The organism is Tessaracoccus massiliensis, assembly GCF_000826065.2.
Classification (GTDB): Bacteria; Actinomycetota; Actinomycetes; order Propionibacteriales; family Propionibacteriaceae; genus Arachnia; species Arachnia massiliensis_A.
This window is the reverse complement of record NZ_LN623543.1, coordinates 585,710-609,891: the sequence shown is the minus strand read 5'-3', so window position 1 is coordinate 609,891 and position 24,182 is coordinate 585,710. Positions and strand designations below refer to the sequence as shown.

Annotated in this window: 26 protein-coding genes, 2 tRNA genes and 1 pseudogene; 19 read left to right on the top strand and 10 right to left on the bottom strand. The window is 66.9% G+C overall.

All coding sequences use genetic code 11. The features are described from left to right. Window positions 1-181 precede the first annotated feature (181 nt). The 3 genes from BN1186_RS13425 to ilvC are packed head-to-tail and all read left to right on the top strand — an operon-like array spanning window position 182 to window position 3,499. Entirely contained in the window at window positions 182-1,924 is a 1,743-nt protein-coding gene (locus BN1186_RS13425) for an acetolactate synthase large subunit (RefSeq protein ID WP_040284495.1), read from the top strand. Beyond that, the gene (gene ilvN, locus BN1186_RS13420) at window positions 1,921-2,427 is read left to right on the top strand and encodes an acetolactate synthase small subunit (protein WP_040284494.1); all 507 of its coding nucleotides are present in this window, start codon (window positions 1,921-1,923) and stop codon (window positions 2,425-2,427) included. The genes BN1186_RS13425 and ilvN overlap by 4 nt, the downstream gene beginning before the upstream one ends. 43 nt (window positions 2,428-2,470) lie before the next feature. Next, window positions 2,471-3,499, top strand: a complete 1,029-nt coding sequence (gene ilvC / locus BN1186_RS13415; RefSeq protein ID WP_040284493.1) for a ketol-acid reductoisomerase — start codon at window positions 2,471-2,473, stop codon at window positions 3,497-3,499. Between the two features lie 107 nt (window positions 3,500-3,606). Here the strand turns inward: ilvC and BN1186_RS13410 are convergent, their stop codons facing one another. The 3 genes from BN1186_RS13410 to BN1186_RS13400 all read right to left on the bottom strand — a co-directional run bounded on the left by BN1186_RS13410 (window position 3,607) and on the right by BN1186_RS13400 (window position 5,529). Next, window positions 3,607-4,074: a hypothetical protein gene (locus BN1186_RS13410; RefSeq protein ID WP_040284492.1), complete on the bottom strand. Its 468-nt coding sequence runs from the start codon at window positions 4,072-4,074 to the stop codon at window positions 3,607-3,609. 118 nt (window positions 4,075-4,192) lie between these two features. Further along, window positions 4,193-5,035, bottom strand: a complete 843-nt coding sequence (locus tag BN1186_RS13405; protein ID WP_040284491.1) for a hypothetical protein — start codon at window positions 5,033-5,035, stop codon at window positions 4,193-4,195. A gap of 2 nt (window positions 5,036-5,037) precedes the next feature. After that, window positions 5,038-5,529: a sigma-70 family RNA polymerase sigma factor gene (locus BN1186_RS13400; RefSeq protein ID WP_040284490.1), complete on the bottom strand. Its 492-nt coding sequence runs from the start codon at window positions 5,527-5,529 to the stop codon at window positions 5,038-5,040. Between the two features lie 101 nt (window positions 5,530-5,630). Between BN1186_RS13400 and mgtE the strand changes: the two genes are divergently transcribed. Continuing rightward, window positions 5,631-6,995, top strand: coding sequence for a magnesium transporter (mgtE, locus tag BN1186_RS13395; protein ID WP_040284489.1), 1,365 nt, complete (start codon window positions 5,631-5,633; stop codon window positions 6,993-6,995). A 4-nt stretch (window positions 6,996-6,999) separates the two neighbouring features. Here mgtE and BN1186_RS13390 read toward each other — a convergent pair whose 3' ends face one another. After that, window positions 7,000-8,052 carry a 3-isopropylmalate dehydrogenase gene (locus BN1186_RS13390; protein ID WP_040284488.1) on the bottom strand — a complete coding sequence of 351 codons (1,053 nt, stop codon included), beginning with the start codon at window positions 8,050-8,052 and terminating at the stop codon, window positions 7,000-7,002. 127 nt (window positions 8,053-8,179) lie between these two features. Between BN1186_RS13390 and cimA the strand changes: the two genes are divergently transcribed. The 5 genes from cimA to BN1186_RS13365 all read left to right on the top strand — a co-directional run bounded on the left by cimA (window position 8,180) and on the right by BN1186_RS13365 (window position 11,798). Continuing rightward, window positions 8,180-9,784: a citramalate synthase gene (gene cimA / locus BN1186_RS13385; RefSeq protein WP_040284487.1), complete on the top strand. Its 1,605-nt coding sequence runs from the start codon at window positions 8,180-8,182 to the stop codon at window positions 9,782-9,784. A gap of 10 nt (window positions 9,785-9,794) precedes the next feature. Next, on the top strand, window positions 9,795-10,598 hold the full coding sequence (locus BN1186_RS13380; RefSeq protein WP_040284486.1) for a fumarylacetoacetate hydrolase family protein: 804 nt from the start codon (window positions 9,795-9,797) through the stop codon (window positions 10,596-10,598). A gap of 62 nt (window positions 10,599-10,660) precedes the next feature. Continuing rightward, window positions 10,661-11,551, top strand: coding sequence for a CPBP family intramembrane glutamic endopeptidase (locus tag BN1186_RS13375; protein WP_139651117.1), 891 nt, complete (start codon window positions 10,661-10,663; stop codon window positions 11,549-11,551). A 46-nt stretch (window positions 11,552-11,597) separates the two neighbouring features. Beyond that, a tRNA-Gln gene (locus tag BN1186_RS13370) sits at window positions 11,598-11,669 on the top strand. A 56-nt stretch (window positions 11,670-11,725) separates the two neighbouring features. Continuing rightward, window positions 11,726-11,798 (top strand) — tRNA-Glu (locus tag BN1186_RS13365). An 88-nt stretch (window positions 11,799-11,886) separates the two neighbouring features. Here the strand turns inward: BN1186_RS13365 and BN1186_RS13360 are convergent. After that, window positions 11,887-13,287: an HNH endonuclease signature motif containing protein gene (locus BN1186_RS13360; RefSeq protein WP_052460166.1), complete on the bottom strand. Its 1,401-nt coding sequence runs from the start codon at window positions 13,285-13,287 to the stop codon at window positions 11,887-11,889. Window positions 13,288-13,656: 369 nt separating this feature from the next. On the opposite strand from BN1186_RS13360, the gene BN1186_RS13355 reads away from it, so the two are divergent. Continuing rightward, window positions 13,657-13,950, top strand: a complete 294-nt coding sequence (locus BN1186_RS13355; RefSeq protein ID WP_040284485.1) for an antibiotic biosynthesis monooxygenase — start codon at window positions 13,657-13,659, stop codon at window positions 13,948-13,950. Here BN1186_RS13355 and BN1186_RS13350 read toward each other — a convergent pair. Beyond that, window positions 13,947-14,177: pseudogene (locus BN1186_RS13350) on the bottom strand (transposase); the annotation flags it as partial. The gene BN1186_RS13355 and the pseudogene BN1186_RS13350 sit on opposite strands and share 4 nt — an antisense overlap. Window positions 14,178-14,292: 115 nt before the next feature. Between BN1186_RS13350 and BN1186_RS13345 the strand changes: the two are divergent. From BN1186_RS13345 to BN1186_RS13330, 4 genes are read left to right on the top strand one after another with little or no spacing between them, the layout of a single operon-like run. Beyond that, window positions 14,293-15,261: a hypothetical protein gene (locus BN1186_RS13345; RefSeq protein ID WP_139651115.1), complete on the top strand. Its 969-nt coding sequence runs from the start codon at window positions 14,293-14,295 to the stop codon at window positions 15,259-15,261. A gap of 48 nt (window positions 15,262-15,309) precedes the next feature. After that, on the top strand, window positions 15,310-15,834 hold the full coding sequence (locus BN1186_RS13340; RefSeq protein WP_040284483.1) for a hypothetical protein: 525 nt from the start codon (window positions 15,310-15,312) through the stop codon (window positions 15,832-15,834). Then, a complete protein-coding gene (locus BN1186_RS13335) occupies window positions 15,831-16,175 on the top strand; it encodes a hypothetical protein (RefSeq protein ID WP_040284482.1) in 345 nt (114 codons plus the stop codon). The genes BN1186_RS13340 and BN1186_RS13335 overlap by 4 nt, the downstream gene beginning before the upstream one ends. Further along, window positions 16,172-17,206 carry a hypothetical protein gene (locus tag BN1186_RS13330; RefSeq protein WP_040284481.1) on the top strand — a complete coding sequence of 345 codons (1,035 nt, stop codon included), beginning with the start codon at window positions 16,172-16,174 and terminating at the stop codon, window positions 17,204-17,206. The genes BN1186_RS13335 and BN1186_RS13330 overlap by 4 nt, the downstream gene beginning before the upstream one ends. A gap of 12 nt (window positions 17,207-17,218) precedes the next feature. On the opposite strand, the gene BN1186_RS13325 is transcribed toward BN1186_RS13330, so the two are convergent. Beyond that, on the bottom strand, window positions 17,219-17,944 hold the full coding sequence (locus tag BN1186_RS13325) for an IclR family transcriptional regulator (protein ID WP_040284480.1): 726 nt from the start codon (window positions 17,942-17,944) through the stop codon (window positions 17,219-17,221). Window positions 17,945-18,058: 114 nt separating this feature from the next. Between BN1186_RS13325 and leuC the strand changes: the two genes are divergently transcribed. Further along, complete coding sequence (leuC, locus tag BN1186_RS13320) at window positions 18,059-19,465, top strand: 3-isopropylmalate dehydratase large subunit (protein WP_040284479.1); 1,407 nt, start codon at window positions 18,059-18,061, stop codon at window positions 19,463-19,465. 2 nt (window positions 19,466-19,467) lie between these two features. Then, window positions 19,468-20,082, top strand: a complete 615-nt coding sequence (gene leuD, locus BN1186_RS13315) for a 3-isopropylmalate dehydratase small subunit (protein ID WP_040284478.1) — start codon at window positions 19,468-19,470, stop codon at window positions 20,080-20,082. A 69-nt stretch (window positions 20,083-20,151) separates the two neighbouring features. Here leuD and BN1186_RS13310 read toward each other — a convergent pair whose 3' ends face one another. Then, entirely contained in the window at window positions 20,152-21,063 is a 912-nt protein-coding gene (locus BN1186_RS13310) for a proteasome assembly chaperone family protein (RefSeq protein ID WP_040284477.1), read from the bottom strand. A gap of 171 nt (window positions 21,064-21,234) precedes the next feature. On the opposite strand from BN1186_RS13310, the gene BN1186_RS13305 reads away from it, so the two are divergent. After that, complete coding sequence (locus BN1186_RS13305) at window positions 21,235-21,852, top strand: sigma-70 family RNA polymerase sigma factor (RefSeq protein WP_052460262.1); 618 nt, start codon at window positions 21,235-21,237, stop codon at window positions 21,850-21,852. Continuing rightward, the gene (locus tag BN1186_RS13300; protein WP_052460165.1) at window positions 21,852-22,121 is read left to right on the top strand and encodes a zf-HC2 domain-containing protein; all 270 of its coding nucleotides are present in this window, start codon (window positions 21,852-21,854) and stop codon (window positions 22,119-22,121) included. Before BN1186_RS13305 ends, BN1186_RS13300 begins: the two co-directional genes overlap by 1 nt. 55 nt (window positions 22,122-22,176) lie before the next feature. Here BN1186_RS13300 and BN1186_RS16540 read toward each other — a convergent pair whose 3' ends face one another. Beyond that, window positions 22,177-22,251, bottom strand: coding sequence for a 50S ribosomal protein bL37 (locus BN1186_RS16540; protein ID WP_369819251.1), 75 nt, complete (start codon window positions 22,249-22,251; stop codon window positions 22,177-22,179). A 115-nt stretch (window positions 22,252-22,366) separates the two neighbouring features. Between BN1186_RS16540 and BN1186_RS13295 the strand changes: the two genes are divergently transcribed. Then, complete coding sequence (locus BN1186_RS13295; protein ID WP_052460261.1) at window positions 22,367-23,779, top strand: sensor histidine kinase; 1,413 nt, start codon at window positions 22,367-22,369, stop codon at window positions 23,777-23,779. A 22-nt stretch (window positions 23,780-23,801) separates the two neighbouring features. Here BN1186_RS13295 and BN1186_RS13290 read toward each other — a convergent pair whose 3' ends face one another. Then, window positions 23,802-24,053, bottom strand: a complete 252-nt coding sequence (locus BN1186_RS13290; protein WP_040284475.1) for a WhiB family transcriptional regulator — start codon at window positions 24,051-24,053, stop codon at window positions 23,802-23,804. Window positions 24,054-24,182: the final 129 nt, after the last annotated feature.

Genomic DNA, 24,182 nt, shown 5'->3' with positions numbered 1-24,182 from the left:
TTGACAGGGGGCCGGGCACAGGGGAGGGTTAGGCCATGCCCAAGACCAGCTGGCTCGTAATCATCTTGTAGCGCTTCTCCGGAACCGGAACCGAAGCGCTCCCTCGTATGCCCCGACGGGCAACGGGGGTTTTTTCTTGAATGACGAACCCACGAGCCACTGCAATGAGAAGGGAGAGGCAATGGCGCAGACAGACGGTCAGCTCATGACGGGGGCCCAGGCACTCGTCGAGTCACTCGAACGAATCGGCGTCGATGTAGCGTTCGGCATCCCCGGCGGCGCCATCCTCCCGGCCTACGATCCGCTCTACGACTCGAAGATCCGCCACATCCTGGTGCGACACGAGCAGGGCGCCGGACATGCCGCCGAGGGCTATGCGCTGGCCTCGGGCCGCGTCGGCGTCTGCATCGCCACATCGGGTCCCGGCGCCACCAACCTGGTGACGCCGCTGGCCAACGCGTACATGGACTCCACGCCCATCGTCGCGATCACGGGCCAGGTCAACAGCTCCTCCATCGGCACCGACGCCTTCCAGGAGGCCGACATCCGCGGCATCTCGATGCCGATCACCAAGCACAGCTACCTCATCAAGGAGACCGCCGGCATCCCGCGGGCCATCCAGGAGGCGTTCCACCTGGCGTCGACGGGGCGGCCCGGCCCGGTGCTCGTCGACATCGCCAAGGATGCGCTGACCAACACCGAGCCGTTCGTGTGGCCGGAGTCGATCGACCTGCCGGGCTACCGGCCCACGGTCAAGCCGCACTCGCGGCAGATCCGCGCCGCGGCGAAGATGATCTCCGAGGCCAAGCGCCCCGTGCTCTACGTGGGTGGCGGCGTGATGTCGGCCCGCGCGCACGCGGAGCTGGCCGAGTTCGTCGAGAAGACCCGCATCCCCGTCGTGACCACCCTGATGGCGCGCGGTGTGCTGCCGGATTCCCACGAACTGAACATGGGCATGCCGGGCATGCACGGCACCGTCGCCGCCGTCGGCGCCCTGCAGAAGTCCGATCTGCTCATTGCGCTGGGCACCCGTTTCGATGACAGGGTCACCGGCAAGCTCGACAGTTTCGCGATGGGTGCCAAGGTCATCCACGCGGACATCGACCCTGCCGAGATCGGCAAGAACAAGCCCGTCGACATCCCCATCGTGGGTGACGTGAAGCAGACGCTGGTCCAGCTCAACGAGGCCATCGAGGCGTACGAGGCGCCGCAGATCGACGCGTGGCGTCACCAGCTGGGCAGCATGAAGGCCCGCTACCAGCCCCGCTGGGAGGAGGCCCCCGACGGCAAGCTCTCGCCGCAGGAGGTGGTGCAGCGCATCGGGCAGCTGAGCCCGGCAGACAGCATCTTCGCCGCTGGCGTGGGCCAGCACCAGATGTGGTCGGCGCACTTCCTGCCGCATGAGAAGCCGAACACCTGGCTCAACTCGGGTGGCGCGGGCACCATGGGATTCTGCGTGCCCGCCGCGATGGGTGCCAAGGTCGCCAATCCCGACGCCACGGTGTGGGGGATCGACGGCGACGGCTGCTTCCAGATGACCAATCAGGAACTCGTCACCTGCGCGATCAACAACATCCCCATCAAGATCGCCATCATCAACAACAACGCGTTGGGCATGGTGCGGCAGTGGCAGTCCCTCTTCTACGAGGGGCGCTACTCCAACACGGACCTGATGACCGAATCGCTGCCGAACTTCCCGATGCTCGCGGAGGCCATGGGCTGCGCCGGGCTCCGCGCCACCAACGAGGTGGAGATGGAATCGGCGATCCAGCAGGCACTGGAGATCAACGACCGCCCCGTCGTGATCGAGTTCGTGGTGCACAAGGACGCCATGGTGTGGCCGATGGTGCCCGCCGGCGTCAGCAACGATGAGATCCGCGTGGCCCGCGACATGGCCCCCGAGTGGGAAGAGGAAGTGCTGTGAAAACCCAGACCCTGTCCATCCTGGTCGACAACCAACCCGGCGTCCTGACCCGCGTCGCCGCGCTGTTCTCGCGCCGGGGATTCAACATCCAGTCCCTCGCCGTCGGCCCCACCGAGGCCGAGGACCTGTCGCGCATGACGGTGGTGGCGCAGGTTGATGACACCGCCACGCTCGAGCAGATCGTCAAGCAGCTCAACAAGCTCATCGAGGTGCGCAAGGTGCTCGAGCTCGGCGATTCCGCCGTGCGCCGCGAGATGATCATGGTCAAGGTGCGCGCAGACGTGAACACCCGCAGCCAGGTCATCGACGTGGTGAGCCTGTTCCGCGGCAAGGCCGTCGACGTGTCGGCCGAGTCGATCACGATCGAGGCCACCGGCAGCGAGGACAAGCTGGCCGCCCTCCTGGAGATGCTCACCCCGCACGGCATCATCGAACTGGTCCAGTCCGGCCAGGTGGCGCTGGGCCGCGGCGCCAAGACGCTCTCGCAGGCCAAACACAAGTAACCATAGACTCAGACACGTACCAGCAATCAGTAAAGGATCCTTCATGGCAGAGATGTTCTACGACTCCGACGCCGACCTGTCGATCATCCAGGGTCGCCACGTCGCCGTCATCGGCTACGGCTCGCAGGGGCACGCGCACGCGCTGTCGCTGCGCGACTCGGGCGTCGACGTGCGCGTCGGCCTGCGCGATGGCTCGGCCTCGCGGGCGAAGGCCGAGGCAGAGGGCCTGCGCGTCGTCTCCGTGGCCGAGGCCGTCGAAGAGGCGGACCTCATCATGATCCTGGCCCCGGATCAGGCCCAGCGCACCCTCTACAAGGAGGAGATCGAGCCGCACCTCGCCAAGGGCGACGCGCTGTTCTTCGCGCACGGCTTCAACATCCGCTACGGCTACATCACCCCGCCCGAGGGCGTCGACGTGTGCATGGTCGCCCCCAAGGGCCCCGGCCACCTCGTGCGCCGTGAGTACGCCGACGGCCGCGGCGTGCCCGCAATCATCGCCGTGGAGAAGGACGAGTCCGGCAAGGCCTGGGACCTCGCGCTCAGCTACGCCAAGGGCATCGGGTCCCTGCGTGCAGGCGGCATCAAGACCACTTTCACGGAGGAGACCGAGACCGATCTCTTCGGCGAGCAGGCCGTGCTCTGCGGCGGCGCCTCCGCGCTGGTGCAGGCAGGCTTCGAGGTGCTGACGGAGGCCGGCTACCAGCCCGAGGTGGCGTACTTCGAGTGCCTCCACGAGCTCAAGCTCATCGTCGATCTCATGTACGAGGGCGGCATCGCCAAGCAGCGCTGGAGCGTCTCCGACACCGCGGAGTACGGCGACTACGTCTCCGGCCCCCGCGTCATCGACGAGCGCGTCAAGGAGAACATGAAGGCAGTTCTGGCCGATGTGCAGAATGGCAACTTTGCCAAGCGCTTCATCGACGACCAGGACGCGGGCGCCCCCGAGTTCAAGGAGCTGCGCGCCAAGGGTGAGGCCCACCCGATCGAGGCCACCGGCCGCGAGCTGCGCAAGCTGATGAGCTGGGTCGCCTCCGACGATTCGGACTACACCGAAGGCACCGCCGCCCGCTGATCGACGCCGGTCCCTGAGCCAGCCGCTCGCGGCTGGTCGAAGGGCCCTGAACCGAAACCCCCGAGCGCTCCAGACAACCTGGAGTGCTCGGGGTTTTCTTCGTCCTTCTATTCGGCCAGCAGCTTCGGCGCCTGCTGCAGCCAGAGGGCCTCAAGCTCCTCCTCCTGGCGGCGCGCCCGGTCGAACAGTTGTTGCAACCGCTCGCGGTCCAGGTTCGGGTGGTCGAGCTCGAGCAGGATCTGCCAGCCGCGTGACTTGGCGTGTACCGCGTCGGTGAGGACCTCGAGGTCCAGCACGTCGGAGAGTGGGGAGCGAGAGCCCAGGCGCTGATTGGGTTTGAGCCGGGCCGCCTTCTCACCCACCTTGGCGAGCACGTCCTTGACGGGATTGGGGCTGGCGTCGAAGCTGTCGAGGATCTCCTGCAGCGCCGCCTGGTCCTCCTCGATCTCATCGGCCAGCCGGCCGACGGCGTCGCGGACCTCCCGCTCGCCGTGGGTTTCGGCCACCCGCCGGAAGAAATCGACCCCTGCGGCTGAACCCATGTGGTGGTCACGGAGGTAGGTCGTGATGAGCATCGTCGTCTCCTGTGGATCGGGGGCTTCCACGTTACCGGCCGCCCTGCGGGTTTTCCGGGCGAACGCCGGAAACCACCTGCCGGGGTGGTCCCGGCAGGTGGCTCTAAGGGCCTGGCGGCTACTTCAGCGTGGGGCTGGCGGCCTCGGCCGCCACGGCGGGCTCCCAGGCCGGATCGGTCAGGAACGCGACCGCGTCGTCCGTGTCCATGGGCAGCGGCCCCTCGCGGGTGAACTCTTCGCTCTTCGAGCCGTCGGTGTACTCCATGACGGTCCGGTTGCTCAGGGTGAGAACGATCTCGTACCCGTCGTCCCGGACGAGCTGCCACGCCATCTGCTGGCCCGACTTCCCGTCGGCCGCGCCGTCGAGCACCATGACGACGCCGCCGTCGACATCCACCTCGGTGCACACAGGGGCGACGCACCCGCCACCCGGGTCGACCTCGCGCAGCTGCACGCTCACCGCCAGCGCGCCGAGGTCGTCCTCCATGATCCAGCTCGCCGACGGCGGCTGGTACGGCGCGGCCTCCCCGAGGTCTTGGCCCGGTCCAGAGCGGTACTTGGCGCCCTCGGGGAGGAGGTTGAGGGCGATCTCCGACACCAGGGCGTTCTTCTCCTCTGTGGTCCTGGCGTTGCGGACGTGTTCCTCGACCACCTTCCGCTCGGCCGCGACCTTCTCTGCCACGCGCCTGGCTTCCTCCTCCGCCTTGCGCTGGGACTGCTCCTCCCCCAGAGGCGGAGGGCCCTCGCTCTGGGTGACGGAGGGCGGCTGGTCTCCGGGGGCAACGGCGTCGTTGTTGCGGTCCACCAGGGTGAAAGTGCCGACGCCCAGGCCGGCGACCAGCGCCATCGCGGCGACGGTGGAGCCGACGCGGCGGACGGCGAGCCTGCGTCCACCGCGCTTCCTGGCGGCGACGACGATGTCGTCGATCTCGTGGGGGGTCAGTTCGGTGCGGTGGTTCATCTCTACTCCTGGAACGCGGGGGCGAAGTGCGGGGAGGTGCGCATCCTGGTGAGGGTGCGCGAGGCGGTCTGGCGAACCCAGGCCTCCGAGCGGCCGACGAGGCGTGCCACGTCGGCGACGGGCAGGTCGTCGACGTAGCGGGCGACGATCACCGCCCGTTCGGTGGGCTTGAGGTCGGCCAGAGCGCGGGCCAGATCGATCCGGGCCGAGGCGTCGGCGGTGGGGGAGATCAGCTCGGGCAGGTCGTCGCTGGCGAGCTCGTGGGAGCTGCGTCGGCGGCGTCGCGAGACGAACAGGTGGAACATCGTGGTGCGGGCGTAGGCCTCCGGCTGGTTGCCCAGGTCCACGCGGTCCCACTTCACGAAGAGCTGGGTGAGGGTCTCCTGCAAGAGGTCCTGGGCCGCGTGCCAGTCTGGGGTCAGGAGCCGAGCACGACGGAACAGCCCCGGGCTCGCATGGCGAGCCCAGGCGTCGAAGCCGCTGCGTTCGGCCATCTTCGGCCCTCACTTCCTTGGTGAATCGTCTCACCCGGTACTACGTTGCGGGAGGTGGCCTGTGTGACAGGTCGCCCCAGACCGAGGCGGAGGAAGGTGACATGGCGCGCGACGACGCATCCGTGATCGAGGACGAGTTCGTGGACAACCTCACCAGGCTGATCGACGAGCAGCGTCTCGACGACGCCGCGGCGCTGCTGGCCCGCCAGCCCGATCACGTGATCGGCGGCGAGCTCGGGCGGCTCGAGGACGTCGCGATGGCCGTGGCGTTCCGCCTGCTGGAGAAGGACAGCGGGATCGAGGTGTTCGAGGAGCTCTCCCCGTTCGACCAGCAGCGCCTGCTGGAATCGTTGCGCGAGGGCCCCTTCCAGGACCTCGTGGAGGGCATGGACCCCGACGACCGGGCCAGGATGCTGCACGAGGCGCCCGCGAAGGTGGTCAAGCGGGTGCTGGCGGGGTTGAGCCCCAGCGAGCGGGCCATGACGGCCACGCTGCTGGGCTTCCCCAAGGGCTCCGTCGGGCGCGTGATGACCCCGGAGGTGCTCGCCGTGCCGGCGCACGCCACCGCAGCGGAGGCTCTGACGGTGGTGCAGCGCAAGGGGCAGCACGCCGAGAATGTCTACACCCTCGCCGCTGTGGATGAGGGCCGCCACGTGCTGGGCGTCGTCGAGCTGGGTGCGCTCGTCACCGCCGACGGGGGCACGCCCGTGCACGACCTGCTGGACCCCGACGCGGTGATGGTGCAGGCCACCGAATCCGCCGAGGACGCCTCGCGGCTGATGCGCGAGACCAACGCCTACAACATGCTGGTGGTCGACAGCGAGGGCCGCCTCGTCGGCATGCTCTCCCTCGACGATGCCATCGAGATCATCGAGGAGGCCGACACCGAGGACACCGCGCTCCAATCGGGCTCTGCGCCGTGGGCGGGTCACTACGTTGCCGTCGGCGTGTTCCGGCTGGCGCGCTACCGGGCGCTGTGGCTCTCGCTGCTGCTGGTGGCCGCGACCCTCACCGTCAGCGTCACGCAGGCGTTCGAGGCGACGCTCGTGCAGGTGGCGCAACTTGCGCTGTTCATCCCCATGCTGATCGGCGCTGGCGGCAACGCCGGCTCCCAGGCCGCGACGGCGTCGGTGCGCGCCCAGGCCATCGGCGAGCTGCGTTTCTCCGACCTGCCGCAGGTGGTCTGGCGCGAGTTGCGAGTTGGTGTGTTGCTCGGCCTGATGCTGGCCCTGTTGGGCATGGGTGTGGGCACGCTGTTCGTCGGCCCGAAGATCGCGCTCGTCGTGGCCCTCTCGTTGGTGCTCGTCTGCGCCTGGGCGGCCACTATCGGCGGCGCCATGCCGCTGCTCGCCAAGAGGGCGGGCATCGACCCGGCCGTGGTGTCTGCGCCGCTGGTCACCACGCTGGTCGACGCCACCGGCCTGCTGATCTACTTCGGCATCGCCAAGCTGATCCTCGGCGTGTGAGCGCCTAGGCCAGCCGCTCGGCGATCCGGTCGCCGATCGTGGTGGTGGGGAGCCGATCGTTTCCGCGGGCGACGATGTCGGCGGTGACCGCGTCGTCGACCCGTTGGGCGAGTTCGGGCTTGCCCAGGTGGTCGAGCAGCAGCGCCATCGAGGAGATGGCCGCCGTCGGGTCAGCGATGCCCTGGCCGGCGATGTCCGGCGCGGAGCCGTGCACCGGCTCGAACATCGACGGGAACTCGCCGCTGGGGTTGATGTTGGCTGAGGCCGCCAGCCCGATGCCGCCGGTGACGGCGGCGGCCAGATCGGTCACGATGTCGCCGAAGAGGTTGTCGGTGACGATCACGTCGAACTGCGCCGGGTCGACGACCAGGGCGATCATCGCCGCGTCGATGTGCAGGTACTTCGTCTGGACGTCCGGGAACTCCTCACCGACCTCGGTGAAGATTCGGTTCCACAGGCTGCCGGCGTTGACCAGCACGTTGTGCTTGTGCAGGAGAGTGAGGTGGCCGCGGCGCGACTGGGCGCGGCGGTAGGCGTCGCGCACCACGCGCTCCACGCCGTAGGCGGTGTTGACGGAGACCTCGGTGGCCAGTTCGTGCGGCGTGCCGGTGCGCACCGCGCCGCCGTTGCCGCAGTAGAGACCCTCGGTGCCCTCGCGCACGACGACGAAGTCGACGTCCTTGCCCTGGACGACGTGGGGGGCCAGGGGAGTGGGCACCCCCGGATACAGCTTGGAGGGGCGCAGGTTGACGGCGTGGTCGAACGCGAAGCGCAGCTTCAGCAGCAGGCCGCGCTCAAGCAGGCCGCTGGGGATCGCCTTCGAGCCGGGGGCGGCGCCGACGGCGCCCAGCACGATCGCGTCGACGCCCTTGAGCTCCTCGAGGACGGAATCCGGCAGCACCTCGCCGGTGCGCTGCCAGCGTTCGGCGCCCAGGTCGTAGTCGACGAACTCGAAGGTGTCAGCCCCGGCCACGGCTGTGAGTGCCTTGAGCGCCTCCGCGGTCACCTCGGGGCCGATACCGTCTCCGCCGATCACGGCGATCTTCGCTGAAGTCATGGCGGAACACTACGCGAGCCGCGTCTGACCGGGCTCGGCGTCTCAGGTGTCCGTCCACTGGTTGAGACATGGAGGGAGGGTGTGGACAGCGTATTGTTCCCACAGATCCCAACCGACTGGAGAGACCATGCCGAGCCTGCCGGTGCAACCTGCCGAGTTCCATGTCTTCGACACCTCCCTGCGCGACGGCGCGCAGCAGGAAGGCCTGCACCTCTCGGTCGAGGACAAGCTGAAAATTGCCGGCTACCTGGATGAGTTGGGCGTCCACTTCATCGAGGGTGGCTGGCCGGGCGCCAACCCCAACGACACCGAGTTCTTCCAGCGCGCCCAAGGCCTGGGCCTGCAGAATTCGAAGCTCGTCGCGTTCGGCGCCACCCGCAAGGCGGGCGCGAAGGCGGCCGACGACGCCCTGACGCAGGCCCTCGTCGATGCGGGCACCGAGTACATCTGCATCGTGGCCAAGTCGCACGACGAGCACGTCTCCCGAGCGCTGCGCACCACCCTCGAGGAGAACCTCGAGATGGTCCGCGACACGGTCGAGTACCTCCGCAGCCAGGGCAGGCGCGTCTTCGTGGACTGCGAGCACTTCTTCGACGGCTACCGCGCCAACCCCGAGTACGCGCTCCAGGTGGTCCGCACGGCCCACGATGCGGGCGCCGAGGTGGTCGTCCTGTGCGACACCAACGGTGGGATGCTGCCCAGCTGGATGGCGGAGGTGGTGGAGGCCGCCGCGGCCACCGGCGCCAACCTGGGTATCCACTGCCACAACGACACCGCCTGTGCCGTGGCCAACACCATGGCCGCCGTCGAGGCGGGCGTGATGCACGTGCAGGGCACCTTCAACGGCTATGGGGAGCGCACCGGCAACGCCGATCTGTCCGCGGTGATCCCCAACCTCCAGCTCAAGTACGGGTGGGAGATCCTGCCGCCGGAGCGGCTCGAGGACCTCACCCGAGTGGCGCACGCCATCGCGCTGGTTGCGCACCAGCCGCTGTTGGGGCGCCAGCCCTACGTCGGGCAGTCCTCGTTCGCGCACAAGGCTGGGCTGCACGCCTCGGCCATCAAGGTGGACGAGAACCTCTACCAGCACATCGACCCGTCGCTGGTGGGCAACGACATGCGCATGCTGGTCTCGGACATGGCCGGCCGCGCCAACATCCAGATCAAGGGCGAGCAGCTCGGCTTCGACCTCGCGGATCGCGAACTGGCCGCCGGCATCACCGCCCGCGTCAAGCAGCGCGAGGCGGAGGGCTACTCCTACGAATCGGCCGATGCCAGCTTCGAGATGCTGCTGCGCGGCGAACTGGGCATCCTCGAACTGCCGTTCGAGGTGCAGTCCTGGCGCGTGTTCACGGAGGAACGCGACAATCTGGACCTCTCCGAGGCCACAGTGAAGCTCACGGCCAACGGGAAGCGTTTCATGGTGGTGGGCGAGGGTAACGGCCCCGTCAACGCGCTGGACCACGCGCTGCGTTCGGCGCTCGAGAACGCCTTCCCCGCCGTCGCGGATTTCGAGCTGACCGATTACCGGGTGCGCATCCTCGACGAAGGCCACGGCACCGATGCGACGGTGCGCACGCTCATCGACACCGCCTACAACGGCTACGCCTGGACGACGGTGGGTGTGGGCACCAACGTCATCGAGGCGTCATGGGAGGCGCTGCGCGACGCGCTCGCCTACGGCCTCATGACCTACGTCGCGCAGGGTGAGGACGGGGCCACGGCCCACTAGTCTTGGGGCCATGCGTATCGCTCGTTTCGCCAAGGCCGGACAGGACCCCGCCTACGGGGTCATCGAACTCGCCGTCGACGGGGGTGACAACCCCGACACCATCGCGGCGCTCACCGCGGACCCGCTGGCAGGCGTGCCGGTGAACTACACGGGGGAGCGCCACGACCTCGACGACGTGCGCCTGCTCTCGCCGGTGATCCCGCGCTCCAAGGTGGTGGGCGTCGGCAAGAACTACGCCGAGCACGCCAAGGAAATGGGCGGCGAGGTGCCGGAGGCGCCGCTGCTGTTCTTCAAGCCCAACACCTCCGTGATCGGTCCCAACGACACCATCATCCGGCCCGCTGGCTGCGAGTCCCTCCACTATGAAGGCGAGCTCGCCATCGTCATCGGTCGCATCTGCAAGGAGGTACCCGTCGAACGGGTGCCCGAGGTGATCTTCGGCTACACCATCGCCAACGACGTGACTGCGCGTGACTGGCAGTCCTCCGATGGCCAGTGGGCCCGCGCCAAGGGCTCGGACACGTTCCTGCCGCTCGGCCCGTGGATGAACACGCACCTCACCATCGAGGAGGCCGGCCATCTCACGATCGAGACCCGCCTGAACGACGAGGTGCGCCAGGACGGCGCCACCTCGCAGATGGTCCGTGGCGTCGCGGAGCTGGTCAGCTACATCTCGCAGTCGATCACGCTGCTGCCCGGCGACCTCATCCTCACCGGCACTCCGGCCGGCGTCGGCGAGATGCAGCCCGGCGACGAGGTGCACGTGAGCATCGACGGCCTGGGTACGCTCAGCAACCCCGTCGCCGACGCGTGAGCCAGGCGCCCGTAGCGCCAGCCCTGTTCCACCGGGGCGAGGCACTCGACCCACCCTCGGCGGTGCACTATCCGCTGGTACTGCCCAGGGGACCGTTCCTGGGCATGACGGTGGTCTTCGGGATCCTGCTGGGTTTCTCCGCGTACGCGCTGCTCATCCCGGTGGCCAACCAAGTGTTCCTGCGCATCGGGTTTGCGCTGCGTGGTGGGGGAGACTGGGCGGCGTACGCGGCTGACGCCGGCGCCTACCGGCTCCCCGACGGGCCCGTCGCTGGCCACCTGGCCCTCGCACTCCTGATTCCCATCTCCCTGCTGCTGACCCGCTACGTCCACGGTCTGCGCCCACGGTGGTTGGCGTCGGTGCAGCCGGGGATGCGGTGGCGGTACCTGCTGATGACCGTGGTGGTGGCCGCGGTGCTGCTCAACGCGGTGATCTGGGCCCAGTGGGGGCTGGGGGAGATGCCCGTGTGGACCAACGGGCAGCCCGGCTGGGTGAGCTTCCTCCTGCTGATCGCGGTGTCATCGCCGCTACAGGCTGCCGCGGAGGAGTTTTTCTTCCGCGGTTACCTGCTGCAGGCCATCGGCTCGGCGACCGGCCGCGCCTGGGTGGGTGTCGTCGGCTCGGCCCTCCTGTTCGCCCTGATGCACGGGATCCAGAATCCCGCGCTGTTCGTGCACCGCCTGGTGTTCGGCCTGGTGGCGGGCGCACTGGTGGTGTTGACCGGTGGGCTCGAGGCTGCCATCGGCGCGCACATCGTCAACAACATCTCCAGCTACGTCTACGCCCTGTTCAGCGTCACGGTGGAGGGGCTGCGCACGGTAACCGGCATCAGTTGGGCAGAAGCGGGCTGGAACATCCTGGCTTTCACCGTGTTCGGCCTGGCCGCCTGGTGGTTGGCCCGCAAGTTGAACCTCGCCACGACCACCCCTGACCCGGATTTGTGGCGCGGGTAAATGCTGGTGTAGAGTTCCTACTCGTGCTCGACCACGGTGGGCACATAGGGGTATGGGGTAATTGGCAGCCCGACGGTTTCTGGTTCCGTTAGTCTAGGTTCGAGTCCTGGTACCCCTGCGGAAGGCGATTAGCCATCCAGCAGGCGAGGGTGTTATGCTCTCCAACGCGCTAGGGGCCCCGTTGTGTAGCGGCCTAGCACGCCGCCCTCTCAAGGCGGTAGCGCGGGTTCGAATCCCGTCGGGGCTACAAGGTGTAAACGCCCTGGTCAGACAGCAAGTCTGGCTAGGGCGTTTTGCTATTCCTGCCGAGTTCCTTGGAGGTCGCCTAACCGGGCCTAACCGCTTCCGGCCCAGGCCGGTGAGGCGTGTTTGAGCAGGTCCTCGAGGGCGAGTTCTCTGCTCTCGGGTGGGCAGGGTGGTGCCTCGTCAGGGGGTCTGAGTTTGATCTGTTGAAGGATGAATCTGGCGTTCTGCCGGGGCCTTCGCCTGAGATCGATGTGTCTGGGTGGGGTGAACCACGGCAGCCCGGTGACCTCGTCGAGGTGGACCTGCCATTGCGACTCTTCAGGTTGGTTCGGGTCTGGTTCCACCACCCTGTGGTGGTGCGGACACAGCAACACCCCGTTCGAGACGCAGGTGGGTCCCCATGCCCACCAGGGCACGATGTGGTGGGCGTGACACGAGGCCGGCGGGACGTGGCAGTTGGGGAAGGCGCAGCCCTTGTCCCGGGCGGTGAGTGCGGCGATCATAGCGGGGGTGAACAGTCGCTTCTCGCGACCCACGTCCAGCGGCCGCGACTTGCCGTCGAGCACGATCGGGATGATGTTGGCGTTGCAGGCCAGGCGCCGTGCTTCGCCGGCGGAGATCCCATCGAGGTACGTGCTGCCGAGCATCCCGACGCGGCCCAGGCCGGAGGCCAGCGTGTCGAAGTCCATGGTGATGTGCACAGTGGGGTGATCCCCACCGTGGGCCGGCAGTTGACCAGCCGAGGCAGCCGTCTGACACAACAGGACCAGCGCGTCAGCGCGCCGCATTTCCGGGGTGGCCGTCTCACCTGTGTCCGCATACGAGGAGGCCGACGGCATCAAGGCCTCCAGCTGGGCGGACAGTGGTGCTGCGTCCGCCACCGGCAACTGACCAAAGATCCGGACAGAGCCGTGGTGATCGGGTGTCAGACGGAGGAACCGGCCCCGCCGGGCGGCGCGCTCTTCCGCGGCGAGGCGTTTGGCAGTCTCGGCGTCGGTCTGGTCCGGGTCGATCACCTCGAACAACCGGGCAGCCAGCGTTCGCAACTCGGACGGTCCCAACAGTTCGACATGCTCCAGGATCGATTCCTGGCACCGGGCAAGCTCTGACCGCGACAAGGTCTTGGGTAGTTTCCGTAAACCGGAGACGATCGCTTCGGCCTGCGGCAGCGAGACCTTGCCCTCGCTGAGAGCGGCACCGATCAACTCGAACCGTTCCCCCAGTTCCTGCGACAGTTTGAGCGCGGAGACCGCCTGCGCCGACGTGGTGCGCACAGATTCCCGCACCTCTGACAACGCCGCCTCAGCACCAGCGAGGCGGGCCTCCTGCAACAGGTGGAGCTTCAAACCGGCCAACTGGGCCTCGGCCTCAGCCACCGTATCCACCAGCCCGGCCAACTCGGCATGGGCCTTCTCATCAGTGCCCAGTGAGCGCGCGGCATCCCACAACGCGGCGATACACCGCTGCGTCAGATCCCTTGCTTCGCTCATACCAACGATACTAAACGGACACTCTGACAAAACCGACCAGCTCCAGAGTTATCTACAGATGCAGTTTCGGAACTGTCGAGACCGGCCTGCTCAGGCCGTCGACTCCGGCATGCGTCGAGCGCTCCGTCTCCCGGTGAACCACGCGGCACGGCGTCAACGCTCAACCTCTCCGCGCCAACGCCGCCTCCTCCGTGCCAATGCTCAGGTGCTCCTCGCCAAGCGAGATTTCTCCGAGCCGCCGTTGTTTCTTCTCGCTTGTGATGTGTCATCGGCGAGAAACATCAGCTCAGGCACGGAGGAATCTGCGTTGGCGAGGACGAGTCGACTCCCACATGTTCAGAGGCCAAGTGGCTGTCCTATCGTGGTGCCATGTATGTCTTCCAGGTCACCGTCACCGTCGCTCCGGGCAGCGAGGACGAGTTCGCTCAGGTCACCGTCGCCAACAGCGCCGCATCGCTCCAGGAGCCTGGCTGTCTCCGCTTCGACGTGCTGCAGCACGCCGACGACCCGACCAAGTTCACTCTCGCTGAGGCGTACGTCGATGAGGCTGCCCTCGCTGCGCATAAGGAGACCGAGCATTACGAGGCGTGGGCAGAGGTCTGCAACCGTGTCCAGACCCAGCCGCGCACCAAGCAGGTCTTCACTGCGCTAGCGGGCATCTAGTGTCCTGCGCCTGAAATGCGGTTTAGAAGTCGGCCGAGGGATCCCAGGATCTGGTCTGCGGTTTTGGTCCAGTGGGCGAAGAGTCATTCGACCTGGTTGAGCCACGAGCTGTAGGTCGGCGTGAAATGCATGGTGAACCGGGGGTGGGCGGCCAACCATCGTTGCACGGTGGCATGTTTGTGGGTGGCGTAGTTGTCGGCCACGACGTGCATGATGAGGCCTGCTGGGTGCAGTCCGCTGTCGCGGGGCACTCAGGACCCGGACAAGGCCACTTGATACTGAAGCGCATCGGTGGATCCGGGCTGAGCCAACCGCCCGCGGCTGGTCGAAGGGTGCTGGGCGATGATGGCGGACCGGGGAGGAGGCATCGGGAGGGCTCCGAACGGTGCAGTGGCTATTCTTGCGGCAGGGGCAGTGGACCAGAGAGGCTGTGGCAAGGTGAAAACGACGGTTGCATTGATGGCTGGTGCCTTTATCGCGGCGCCGCTGCTGAGTGCCTGCAATTCGGGCACATCCGAATCGCTCCCTGACATCGTGGCGGAGATGGCCAGCCAGGCTGGTAGCGATCAGGTGGTGCGGGTGGAGGTTGAGCGAGAACCCGAACTCCACGAGGGGCTGCGGGTGAGAGCATCGTTCGTCTTGGAGGACGGGACAGCGAAACAGTTCCTGAAGCGGCCCTATGAGGACGACCCCACCAGCTTGGGCTCGCCCACCCCTTCAGTGCTCCTGAGTGGGAAGCCGGCCGCCGATCTGGACCTTGCCGGGCTGGAGCGGCGCATGGACGAGTTGCCCGAGTGTAAGCACCCCCAGGGAGAGCTGTTCGTCTTCGGCGAGCACGTCGCCGAGAATGTTCGGTGTGGGCCGGAGGGTGCGCCTACCGGGCGGCTGGACGGAACCCCTGTGCCCGCGATCCCAGCTGGGGATCTGGCGGCTGCGGCAGAACAGTTGCGCGACGATGCGGCGTTGTTGGGCGCCACCCAGGTGGGACGCGTCACTTTGAGGATGACTCCCGACGAGGTGTGGACGCAGGTTCAGATGGTTGAGCCGGCACTCCGGACGAGCGGCGATGACGACTGTGCGCTTCTGGTCACTAGGTCGATGGGGTCCTTCTTCCCCAAGTGTGAAGCCCCTGCCACGTCGGTGGCTGCCGACTCGCTCGACCCGGCCGTCATCGCCAAGATCTGGGCCGCAGAGGGCGCACCGAAGAGCGGGTGGTGGCTGGAGTTGGTTGGCCGAGGTGAGCCTGGCTGGCAGGCGAACAGCGAAGGTGGCGAGCCACGGCTCTACACCCTCGACGGTGATCCAGTCTGACGCCATCGGCACGGGGCCACTGACCCGCTCCTGGGTTACCGTGTAACCATGAGCGATGAAGCACCACCTCTGACCCGTGAACTCGGGGACGACCAACCGATCATTGTCACCCTCGACTGGGAGGGCGGCGAAGTGCGCTGGGTCACCGTTGAGCCTGACTGGTATGAGCGTGTGGGGACCGCTGGGCTGTTCTGGCAGGTCTCCCGCGCCTACCGCGAGGTGCACCCCACTGGCGCGGGCAGCAACTGGCGCCTGGAGATTTCGCTCGGCGATGTCGCACTGGACGACCTGAAGGAGTTCGGGCTGCTGATCGCAGAGGCCCGTGCATCGGATCCTGTGAGCAGCGGTAACAACGAGCCACTCATCGTGCGGGCCGGACACCTGGAATCGCACTGGTCGCAGGCCGGCGGCCTGCTGCGCCTCTCAGATCCACGGGGCTGGCTGCCGACAGCTATGCGACAGGCGGTCTGCGAAGAGCTGACAGAAATTCTTCAACCCCCGGCAGTGCCCGAGGAGAAGCAGACGCCGGAGGTTCGTCGCCTCCTGGCATTCGCAGGAAGGAGCGGGAAATGAGCCTCGAAAGTCTCCCAGATGAGGTCCAGTTCCGGGTGCGTTTCTTCGACGAGCAGGCGGATGGCTGGGATGAAGTCCGCAGCACGATGAGCACGACGCACCACGGTTTGAAGTACGGCGACAAGATTCCTCCCTTCTCGGAGCGGATCCCGCAGAATCTCCGCAGCTTCGGCGTGGCTGCGAACGACGCTTTCGACGCCTATGTCGAAGTCCTCGGTGAAGGCGCCACCTGCGCGGCGTCGGTCGCCAGCACGCTGCGTGCCAGCGGCGGGGAATACCTGCGCAGGGAGCAGTACAGCGAAGAGTTGATCCAGGAGATCGAGAAGGAGTTGGACGAATGACGGGCCCTGATCCGACGCCGGACCTCACTGACCTGACCAGCTCTCAAACCCTCCTGGAAATGGGCAAGGTGATCCAGGAATCGCGTGAGTACTTCACTGCGGTCTGCGATGGGATCGGAGTCCAAGCGGAGGGAGAGCTCGCCTACACCTACATCTTCACTCTGACGAGGGATGAGGAGCCGGGCTTCCTTGACCGCATCTTCGGGGCGCCCATGGAGTTCGACTACGACATCACCAACGATGAGTATCACGACACGTGGATCCCGAAGAATGGCGACATCATGCCCCCCCAGTGGGCGTGGCGTGTGCAGGACGCCTACACCAAGCTGCCGATCAAAAATGTCCGCAAGATCCTCTCTCCTGATGCCCAGTATGTCAAGGAGCAACTCGAGACCGCTCGCAGCAACGCAGATGGCATCGCCAACATGCAGGAGGAAGACTTCGATGCGATCGGTGCCATCCCGACGGCACTGGGGGAGCAGAACAAGCGGCTCGATACGCTCCTCGAGACACTGGGCACGGCGGACGACGATGCGCAGGCGCTGAAAGAAAGCATTCAAGACAACTGGGTCTCAGAGAGTGCGGATCTTTACGCCAGCCGCATCGCGGATTTCAAAACCTCTCTGAATGACCTGAACCTCGCTTCGGATGCGATGAAGGGCGCCAACATCACCGTGGTCACTCATGTGGGCGAGTTGATGGTCGCTGTCATGGAGCTGTGGAAGGCGCGGATCGAAGGCATGAACGAGGCGGCGTCCAGCATTCTCGGCGGTATCAACGATCTGGTGGGTCTGTTGGCGAAGCCCACTGTCATGGGCGTTCTGATCAAGGTCGTGGAAGTGGTGGGCAACGTCATCACGGAGATGGCCACCAAGGACGTCGAAGACAAGATGGAACAGCTCAAAACCCTGGGCGACATGGCGAACAAGCTCGCCCCCATCGAGTCTGCCGAAACAGCCGCAGGCAGGGTGAGCTGGCCGACGCTACCCACTGACACGGATTGGGCGCCATCGACGGACTGGCAGCCCTGAGTTTCGTCCGCCTCACTCGGGGGCGCCGCTGCGGCGCAGCACCTCGCTGAGTCGTTCGGCTGCCGCCAGCACGGCGGGGGCGTGCAGGCGGCCGGGGGAGCGGGTCAACCGCTCGATGGGGCCGGAGACCGACACAGCGGCGATCAGCTTGCCCGACGGCGCCAACACAGGGGCCGACACCGAGGCGACGCCGGCCTCGCGCTCGGCCACCGACTGCGACCAGCCGCGGCGGCGCACCGTCTGAAGCGTGGCCATGGTGAACGAGGCGGCCTCGAGCAACTGGTCGAGCTTGTCCGGCTCCTCCCAAGCGAGAAGGACTTGGGCGGCGGATCCAGCGGTCATCTCCAACTGTGCGCCGACGGGCACGCTGTCGCGGAGACCGGTGGGCCGCTCGACGGCGGCCACGCACACGCGGATGTCGCCTTGGCGGCGGAACATCTGAACCGATTCGCCGGTGATGTCGCGCAGCCGCTGCATAATCGGCCCAGCTGTGGAGAGCAGCGGATCTTCGCCTGCGGATTCGGCCAGCTCGATCAGCCTGGGGCCCAGCACGAAGCGACCCTGGAGGTCCCGCCCCACGAAGCGGTGGTGCTCCAGTGCGACGGCGAGCCTGTGCGCCGTCGGACGGGCCAGTCCCGTCGCGGTGACAAGGCCCGCGAGGGTCAGCGGATTGCGTTCGAGTGCGGAGAGTACGAGGCTCGCTTTGTCGAGTACCCCGACGCCTGAAGTGTGGTCCATATGGTGAGATTATCAATCCACATGCTGGACAGGCAACCCTGTTCATTTCGTCTCTTCGTCATACTGATCCGGAGTTCACAACGAACGATTTCATTCTTTGCGAAGCGAGGAGCCATGGGTAAGACCCTGAGCGAAAAGGTATGGGACGCGCACGTCGTCCGCGCCGCCGAGGGAGAGCCGGACCTGCTCTACATCGATCTTCACCTCGTGCACGAGGTGACCAGCCCCCAGGCCTTTGAGGGCCTGCGCCTGGCCGGCCGCGCCGTCCGCCGTCCGGAGCTCACGCTCGCCACGGAGGACCACAACACCCCCACGCTCAACATCCTGGCCCCCATCGCGGATCCCGTCTCGCGCAAGCAGGTGGACACCCTGCGCCAGAACGCCAAGGACTTCGGCATCCGCATCCACTCGCTGGGCGATAGGGATCAGGGCGTCGTGCACATCATCGGCCCCCAGTTGGGCGTGACGCAGCCTGGCATGACGATCGTGTGTGGCGACTCCCATACCTCCACGCACGGCGCGTTCGGTGCCCTCGCGTTCGGCATCGGCACCTCCGAGGTGGAGCACGTGTTGGCCACCCAGACGCTGAACCAGGCCAAGCCCAAGACCATGGCGGTCAACATCAACGGCGAACTGCCCGACGGCGTGACCGCCAAGGACGTCGTGCTCGCGCTGATCGCCAAGGTGGGCACCGGCGGCGGCCAGGGGCACATCGTCGAGTACCGCGGCACAACCATCGAGAACCTCTCGATGGAAGGGCGCATGACCATCTGCAACATGTCCATCGAGTGGGGCGCCAAGGCCGGCATGATCGCGCCGGACGAGACCACCTTCGCCTACCTCAAGGGCCGCCCGCACGCGCCGGAGGGGGAGGAGTGGGATGCCGCCGTCGACTACTGGAAGACGCTGAAGACCGACGAGGACGCCACGTTCGACGTCGAGGTGGACATCGACGCCACGCAGTTGACCCCCTTCGTCACCTGGGGCACTAACCCAGGCCACGGCGTGCCGCTGGGCGGGTCCGTTCCCGCGCCGGAGGACTTCGAGTCCGAGGTGGAGCAGGCCACCGCCAAGCGCGCCCTCGAATACATGGACCTGGTCCCCGGCACCCCGATGCGCAACATCAAGGTCGACACCGTCTTCCTCGGCTCCTGCACCAACGGCCGCATCGAGGATCTCCGCCTGGCGGCCTCGGTGCTGCAGGGTCAGAAGATCGCCGACGGCGTGCGCATGCTCGTGGTGCCCGGCTCCGCCCGCGTGCGGCTCGAGGCCGAGACCGAGGGCCTCGACCAGGTGTTCCTCGACTTCGGTGCCGAGTGGCGCGCCGCGGGATGCTCGATGTGCCTGGGCATGAACCCCGATCAGTTGCAGCCAGGCGAGCGCGCCGCGTCGACGTCGAACCGCAACTTCGAGGGACGCCAGGGCAAGGGTGGGCGCACCCACCTGGTCTCGCCCGCCGTCGCCGCCGCCACCGCCATCACCGGCCACCTGGCCGCCCCCGCAGACCTGATTGGAGCCTGACCATGGAACCCTTCAAGAGCCACACCGGCATCGCCGTTCCGCTGCAGCGCTCGAACGTCGACACCGACCAGATCATCCCCGCGGTGTACCTCAAGCGGATCACGCGCACCGGCTTCGAGGACGGCCTGTTCTCCGCCTGGCGCAACGACCCCGAGTTCGTGCTCAACAAGGAGCCGTTCACCGGAGGCACCATCCTGATCCCTGGCCCGGATTTCGGCACCGGATCCTCGCGCGAACACGCCGTGTGGGCGCTGCAGAACTACGGTTTCCGTGTGGTCATCGGCACCCGCTTCGGCGACATCTTCCGCTCCAACTCCGGCAAGGCGGGGCTGCTGGTGGCGCTCGTCTCCGAAGCCGACCGTGACGCGCTCTGGGAGGCGATCGACGCGGACCCGAACGTGGAGACGACGGTTGACCTCGAGTCGCAGCGGATCACGCGCGGTGACCTCGAGGTGGGCTTCGACATCGACGAGTACACCAAGCACCGCCTTCTCAACGGACTCGACGACATTTCGCTGACCCTGCAGCACGACGAGACGATCTCGGACTATGAGGCATCGCGTCCGTCGTTCAAACCGAAGACGCTGCCCGCCAGGACGGCGGAGACTGTCGCCTGATTCCCGCGCGACGACAGAGCCCCCGGTGATTCCGGGGGCTCTGCTGTCTGCGGGGCGGCGCGGCGGGGCTCAGTCGTCGTCGGAGACGTTGCGCAGGAAGTTCTCCAACTCCGCGCCCAACTGATCGGCCGACGGGATCTCCTGGGCGTCAGGAGCCCAGAGGTTCGGGTGCTGCTGGCCCTGCATGAACGCGTCGTACTGCTGCTCGAGCCCGGCGATGACCTCACGCACCTCGTCGTTGCCCTCCACCTCGGCTGCAATGGCGCGGCGGTTGGCCTCAGCCTTGGCCACCAGCGCATCGTTGGGGAGGTTCAGCCCGGTCAGGTCGACCACAGCGTTGAGCGCCGTCAGCGCACCCTCGGCGAACTCCGAGCCGGCGAGGTAGTGCGGCACGTGGACGGCGAACCCGGCGGCAGGGCGGCCTGCCTCCCCGAGACGCAACTCCAGCAGCGCCGGCAGCGATCCCGGCACCTTGACGCGGCCGAACGGTGAACGGGCATCTTCAATGAGGGCGCTGTCCGTGGCGTGCGCCGTCACTCCGACGGGCCGGGTATGGGGGACACCCATGGGCACGCCGTGGATCGTGACCACAAGTCGCACGTGCAGCCGCGCCACCAGTTGCCGGATGGCGGCCACCACCCGCTCCCACTGGAAATCGGGCTCGACACCGGCGAGGAGGTAGTACTGCTCCCCGTCGCGGTCCACGAGCCGGTGCACCATCATTGACGGCGCCTCGTACCCGGCCCAGCGGTTGGCGTCGAACACCATGGGAGGGCGACGGCCCCGGTAGTCGAAGAGTTGATCCACGTCGAACGTGGCCACCACCTGTGATTCGCCCGTTGCCACGAGGTGATCGCTGAGGATCTTCTGGACCTGCCCGGCATCGATGAAGGTGCCGAGGGTCACGAGCAGCACTGCGGGGCGTGGGCTGGTGGGGACGTCGTCCGGCACCAGGTTGTAGAGGTCAGAGGGAGCTTGCACAGTCCCAAGCCTGTCACGGCGTGGCAAATTGGCGACGAGGTCGGGAATATTGGCCGGGGGATGAGCGTTAGAGCCGTCATGACCGTGCTAGCCACCTTGACATGCCGCCCAGCTGTCCCCATCGTGGCGCCGGCGCGGGCACTGGTGGTGCTCGCGGTATTGTCGGTGCTGATGGACAACCAGGAAGTGCTTGAGGCATCCCCGGATGCGGAACTCGACGATGCGGCCGCCGCAGCGTTCGAGGAGGAGGCGCTGGGCTACCTCGATCAGCTGTACGGCGCCGCGCTGCGGATGACGCGCAACCCGTCGGACGCGGAGGATGTCGTCCAGGACACCTACGCTCGCGCGTTCGCGTCGCGGCACACGTTCAAGCCCGGGACCAACCTCAAGGCGTGGCTCTACCGCATCCTGACCAACTCCTACATCAACACCTACCGCAAGGCCCAGCGCTCGCCGCAGACCAGCGGCGACGAGGAGGTCACCGACTGGCAGCTCGCCCGCGCCGCGAACCACGATTCCACGGGCCTGCGCAGCGCCGAGATGGAGGCGCTCGACCAGACGCCGGACGCCGCCGTTGCCGACGCGATCGCGGCGCTGCCGGAGAACTACCGGATGGCCGTGCTGCTCGCAGACGTCGAGGGCTTCTCCTACAAGGAGATCGCCGAGATCATGGACACGCCCATCGGCACCGTGATGAGCCGGCTCAACCGCGGACGCGCCCAACTGCGGGAGTCGCTGGCCGAGTACGCGAAACAACGCGGCATCGGACGCAAGGCGGGGGGCCGGTGATGGCAGACGCCGACATGTACGTCCACGAGCACGACGAGATGGACGAATGCGTCCGTGCGCTGGCGCGGGTGCACGATTTCCTGCACAACGAACTGCTCGAGGCGGACGCGGACCTCATCCGCCACCACCTCCACGCCTGCGAGCGATGTATGGAGAACTTCGAGATCGAATCGACCATCACGGAGATGATCCAGCGCAGCCAACCCCCCCTCGCCGCCCCGACGACGCTGACGGCACGAATCCAGACTTTACGCATCACCCGCCGCTGAACACACACTAAAAAGCCCCCGCGCGATGCGGGGGCTTTTGTAGCGGCGACCAACGTCAGGCGTTGGGACGCTTACCGTGGTTGGCGCCGTTCTTACGACGTGCCTTGCGCTTGCGGCCACGCTTACCCATGGTGGACCTCCTCATAAGTCAGTTCAGGGGACGCCCCATTGTGCCAGAAGGACCCGGCTACACGGAAAAGGGTGTCCGTGGCAGAGTGGAGCCTGTGACTCGCGACGTGGACCTCATGACTGATGATGAATGGCTGGAGGCCTTCCAGTCCGGCTGGCAGATGCTGGCCGACCTCAGTTTCTCGGATCTGGTTCTCTGGAAGCCCCTCACCGAGGACGGGGACATCTTCCGGTGCGAGGCGCAGGTGCGCCCCGTGACAGGCCCCACAGCCCTCGAGGAGGACATCGTGGGGGAGCTGATCGAGTACGAGACCGACCACCAGGTCACCGTGGCGTTCATGACCCACGAGATCGCCGAGACCAGCGACAACGCGCTGTCCGCGGGCATCCCCGTCGACGTGTGGGCCATTCCCGTGCTGCGGCACGACCGGCCCGTGGCCGTCATCGAACGCCACACCAACCAGATGGGCATGCGCGCCACCGGCGCCCTCGAGGAGAACTACCTCGAAGCCGCCGAGATCCTCACGCAGATGCTGATGCGCGGCGAGTTCCCCATCGTTCCGCCGTCGGACAAGGCGCTGGCACCCAGGGTCGCCGACGGGGTGCTGCGGGTGCAGCCGGACGGCACGATCTCCTACGCCAGCCCCAACGCCATCACGGGCTACCGCAGGCTGGGGGCCATCGGCGACATCGAGGGCGAACGGTTCCGCGACCTCACCCGCCACCTGCGGCAGGGCGTCGAATCGGTGGGCCAGACCGTCAACGCGGACATCGACGGGCGGCTCAGCCTGGAGTTCGACGTCGAGGCGCAGGGCGCGTCGATGCGTTTCGTCGTGCTACCGCTGTGGTTGGAGTTCACCACCGCCGGCATGCTTGTGCTGTGCAGGGACACAACTGACCTCCGCCGCCGCGACCGGATGCTGGTGACCAAGGACGCCACCATCCGGGAGATCCACCACCGCGTCAAGAACAACCTCCAGACGGTGGCCGCGCTGTTGCGCATGCAGTCGCGCAGGCTGAAGTCTGAGGAGGGCAAGGAGGCCCTCCGTGACGCCATGCGGCGCGTGTCGTCCATCGCGCTGGTGCACGAGACCCTCAGCTACTCCCTGGTGGAGGAGGTGCCCTTCGATGACGTGTGTGACAAGATCCTGGCCACCGTCGGCGACCTCGCAGCCTCGGACGGCACCGTACGGGCGGTGCGCCGCGGCAGTTTCGGGGTCATCCCGGCCGAGATGGCCACGTCGCTGTCGATGGTGGTCACGGAGCTGTGCCAGAACGCTGTCGAGCATGGCCTGGACAGTTCCTCAGGCCTGGTGGAGGTGTGCCCGCAGCGCAGGGATGGCAGCCTCACGCTGGAGATCATCGACGGCGGCAACGGACTGCCGGAGGGGTTCAAGCTGGGCAATCAGACATCGCTCGGGCTGTCGATCATCTCGACGCTCATCCACGATCTCAACGGCACCTTGGAGCTCAAGAACAGGGAGGACACCCAAGGGACGGTGGCGCGGATCGTGCTGCCGGTGCCGTGAGGCTCCCAGCTCGGGGGAGTGGTCAGCCGTTGCGGACGCGGGAGCGGGCGGCGCGACGCTTGATCGCCCGACGCTCATCTTCGCTCAGGCCGCCCCACACGCCGTGGTCCTGCCCGGCCTCGAGCGCCCATGACAGGCACTGGTCCTTGACGACGCAGCGGGCGCAGATCTTCTTGGCCTCTTCGATTTGAGCCAACGCCGGCCCGGTGTTGCCGACGGGAAAGAACAACTCCGGATCCTCAGTGAGGCAGGCAGCCTTGTGGCGCCAATCCATAGTTGTGCTCCTTCTGTCGGGGGTGTGGTTCATCGCGGGATTCCCCGCAAGCTCATGCAGGTTACCCCTGCGAGCAACGATAAGCAATAGCGGGCATTCTCGGGTGAATTGAACAGCAATCGCTCACAA

Bases quoted from the DNA above. Each gene is read 5' to 3' on its own strand.
- BN1186_RS13425 (WP_040284495.1), top strand. From the start codon at position 182: ATGGCGCAGACAGACGGTCAGCTCATGACGGGGGCCCAGGCACTCGTC.
- ilvC (WP_040284493.1), top strand. From the start codon at position 2,471: ATGGCAGAGATGTTCTACGACTCCGACGCCGACCTGTCGATCATCCAG.
- BN1186_RS13410 (WP_040284492.1), bottom strand. From the start codon at position 4,074: ATGCTCATCACGACCTACCTCCGTGACCACCACATGGGTTCAGCCGCA.
- BN1186_RS13405 (WP_040284491.1), bottom strand. From the start codon at position 5,035: ATGAACCACCGCACCGAACTGACCCCCCACGAGATCGACGACATCGTC.
- BN1186_RS13400 (WP_040284490.1), bottom strand. From the start codon at position 5,529: ATGGCCGAACGCAGCGGCTTCGACGCCTGGGCTCGCCATGCGAGCCCG.
- mgtE (WP_040284489.1), top strand. From the start codon at position 5,631: ATGGCGCGCGACGACGCATCCGTGATCGAGGACGAGTTCGTGGACAAC.
- BN1186_RS13390 (WP_040284488.1), bottom strand. From the start codon at position 8,052: ATGACTTCAGCGAAGATCGCCGTGATCGGCGGAGACGGTATCGGCCCC.
- cimA (WP_040284487.1), top strand. From the start codon at position 8,180: ATGCCGAGCCTGCCGGTGCAACCTGCCGAGTTCCATGTCTTCGACACC.
- BN1186_RS13380 (WP_040284486.1), top strand. From the start codon at position 9,795: ATGCGTATCGCTCGTTTCGCCAAGGCCGGACAGGACCCCGCCTACGGG.
- BN1186_RS13360 (WP_052460166.1), bottom strand. From the start codon at position 13,287: ATGAGCGAAGCAAGGGATCTGACGCAGCGGTGTATCGCCGCGTTGTGG.
- BN1186_RS13355 (WP_040284485.1), top strand. From the start codon at position 13,657: ATGTATGTCTTCCAGGTCACCGTCACCGTCGCTCCGGGCAGCGAGGAC.
- BN1186_RS13345 (WP_139651115.1), top strand. From the start codon at position 14,293: ATGATGGCGGACCGGGGAGGAGGCATCGGGAGGGCTCCGAACGGTGCA.
- BN1186_RS13340 (WP_040284483.1), top strand. From the start codon at position 15,310: ATGAGCGATGAAGCACCACCTCTGACCCGTGAACTCGGGGACGACCAA.
- BN1186_RS13335 (WP_040284482.1), top strand. From the start codon at position 15,831: ATGAGCCTCGAAAGTCTCCCAGATGAGGTCCAGTTCCGGGTGCGTTTC.
- BN1186_RS13330 (WP_040284481.1), top strand. From the start codon at position 16,172: ATGACGGGCCCTGATCCGACGCCGGACCTCACTGACCTGACCAGCTCT.
- BN1186_RS13325 (WP_040284480.1), bottom strand. From the start codon at position 17,944: ATGGACCACACTTCAGGCGTCGGGGTACTCGACAAAGCGAGCCTCGTA.
- leuC (WP_040284479.1), top strand. From the start codon at position 18,059: ATGGGTAAGACCCTGAGCGAAAAGGTATGGGACGCGCACGTCGTCCGC.
- leuD (WP_040284478.1), top strand. From the start codon at position 19,468: ATGGAACCCTTCAAGAGCCACACCGGCATCGCCGTTCCGCTGCAGCGC.
- BN1186_RS13305 (WP_052460262.1), top strand. From the start codon at position 21,235: ATGGACAACCAGGAAGTGCTTGAGGCATCCCCGGATGCGGAACTCGAC.
- BN1186_RS13300 (WP_052460165.1), top strand. From the start codon at position 21,852: ATGGCAGACGCCGACATGTACGTCCACGAGCACGACGAGATGGACGAA.
- BN1186_RS13295 (WP_052460261.1), top strand. From the start codon at position 22,367: ATGACTGATGATGAATGGCTGGAGGCCTTCCAGTCCGGCTGGCAGATG.
- BN1186_RS13290 (WP_040284475.1), bottom strand. From the start codon at position 24,053: ATGGATTGGCGCCACAAGGCTGCCTGCCTCACTGAGGATCCGGAGTTG.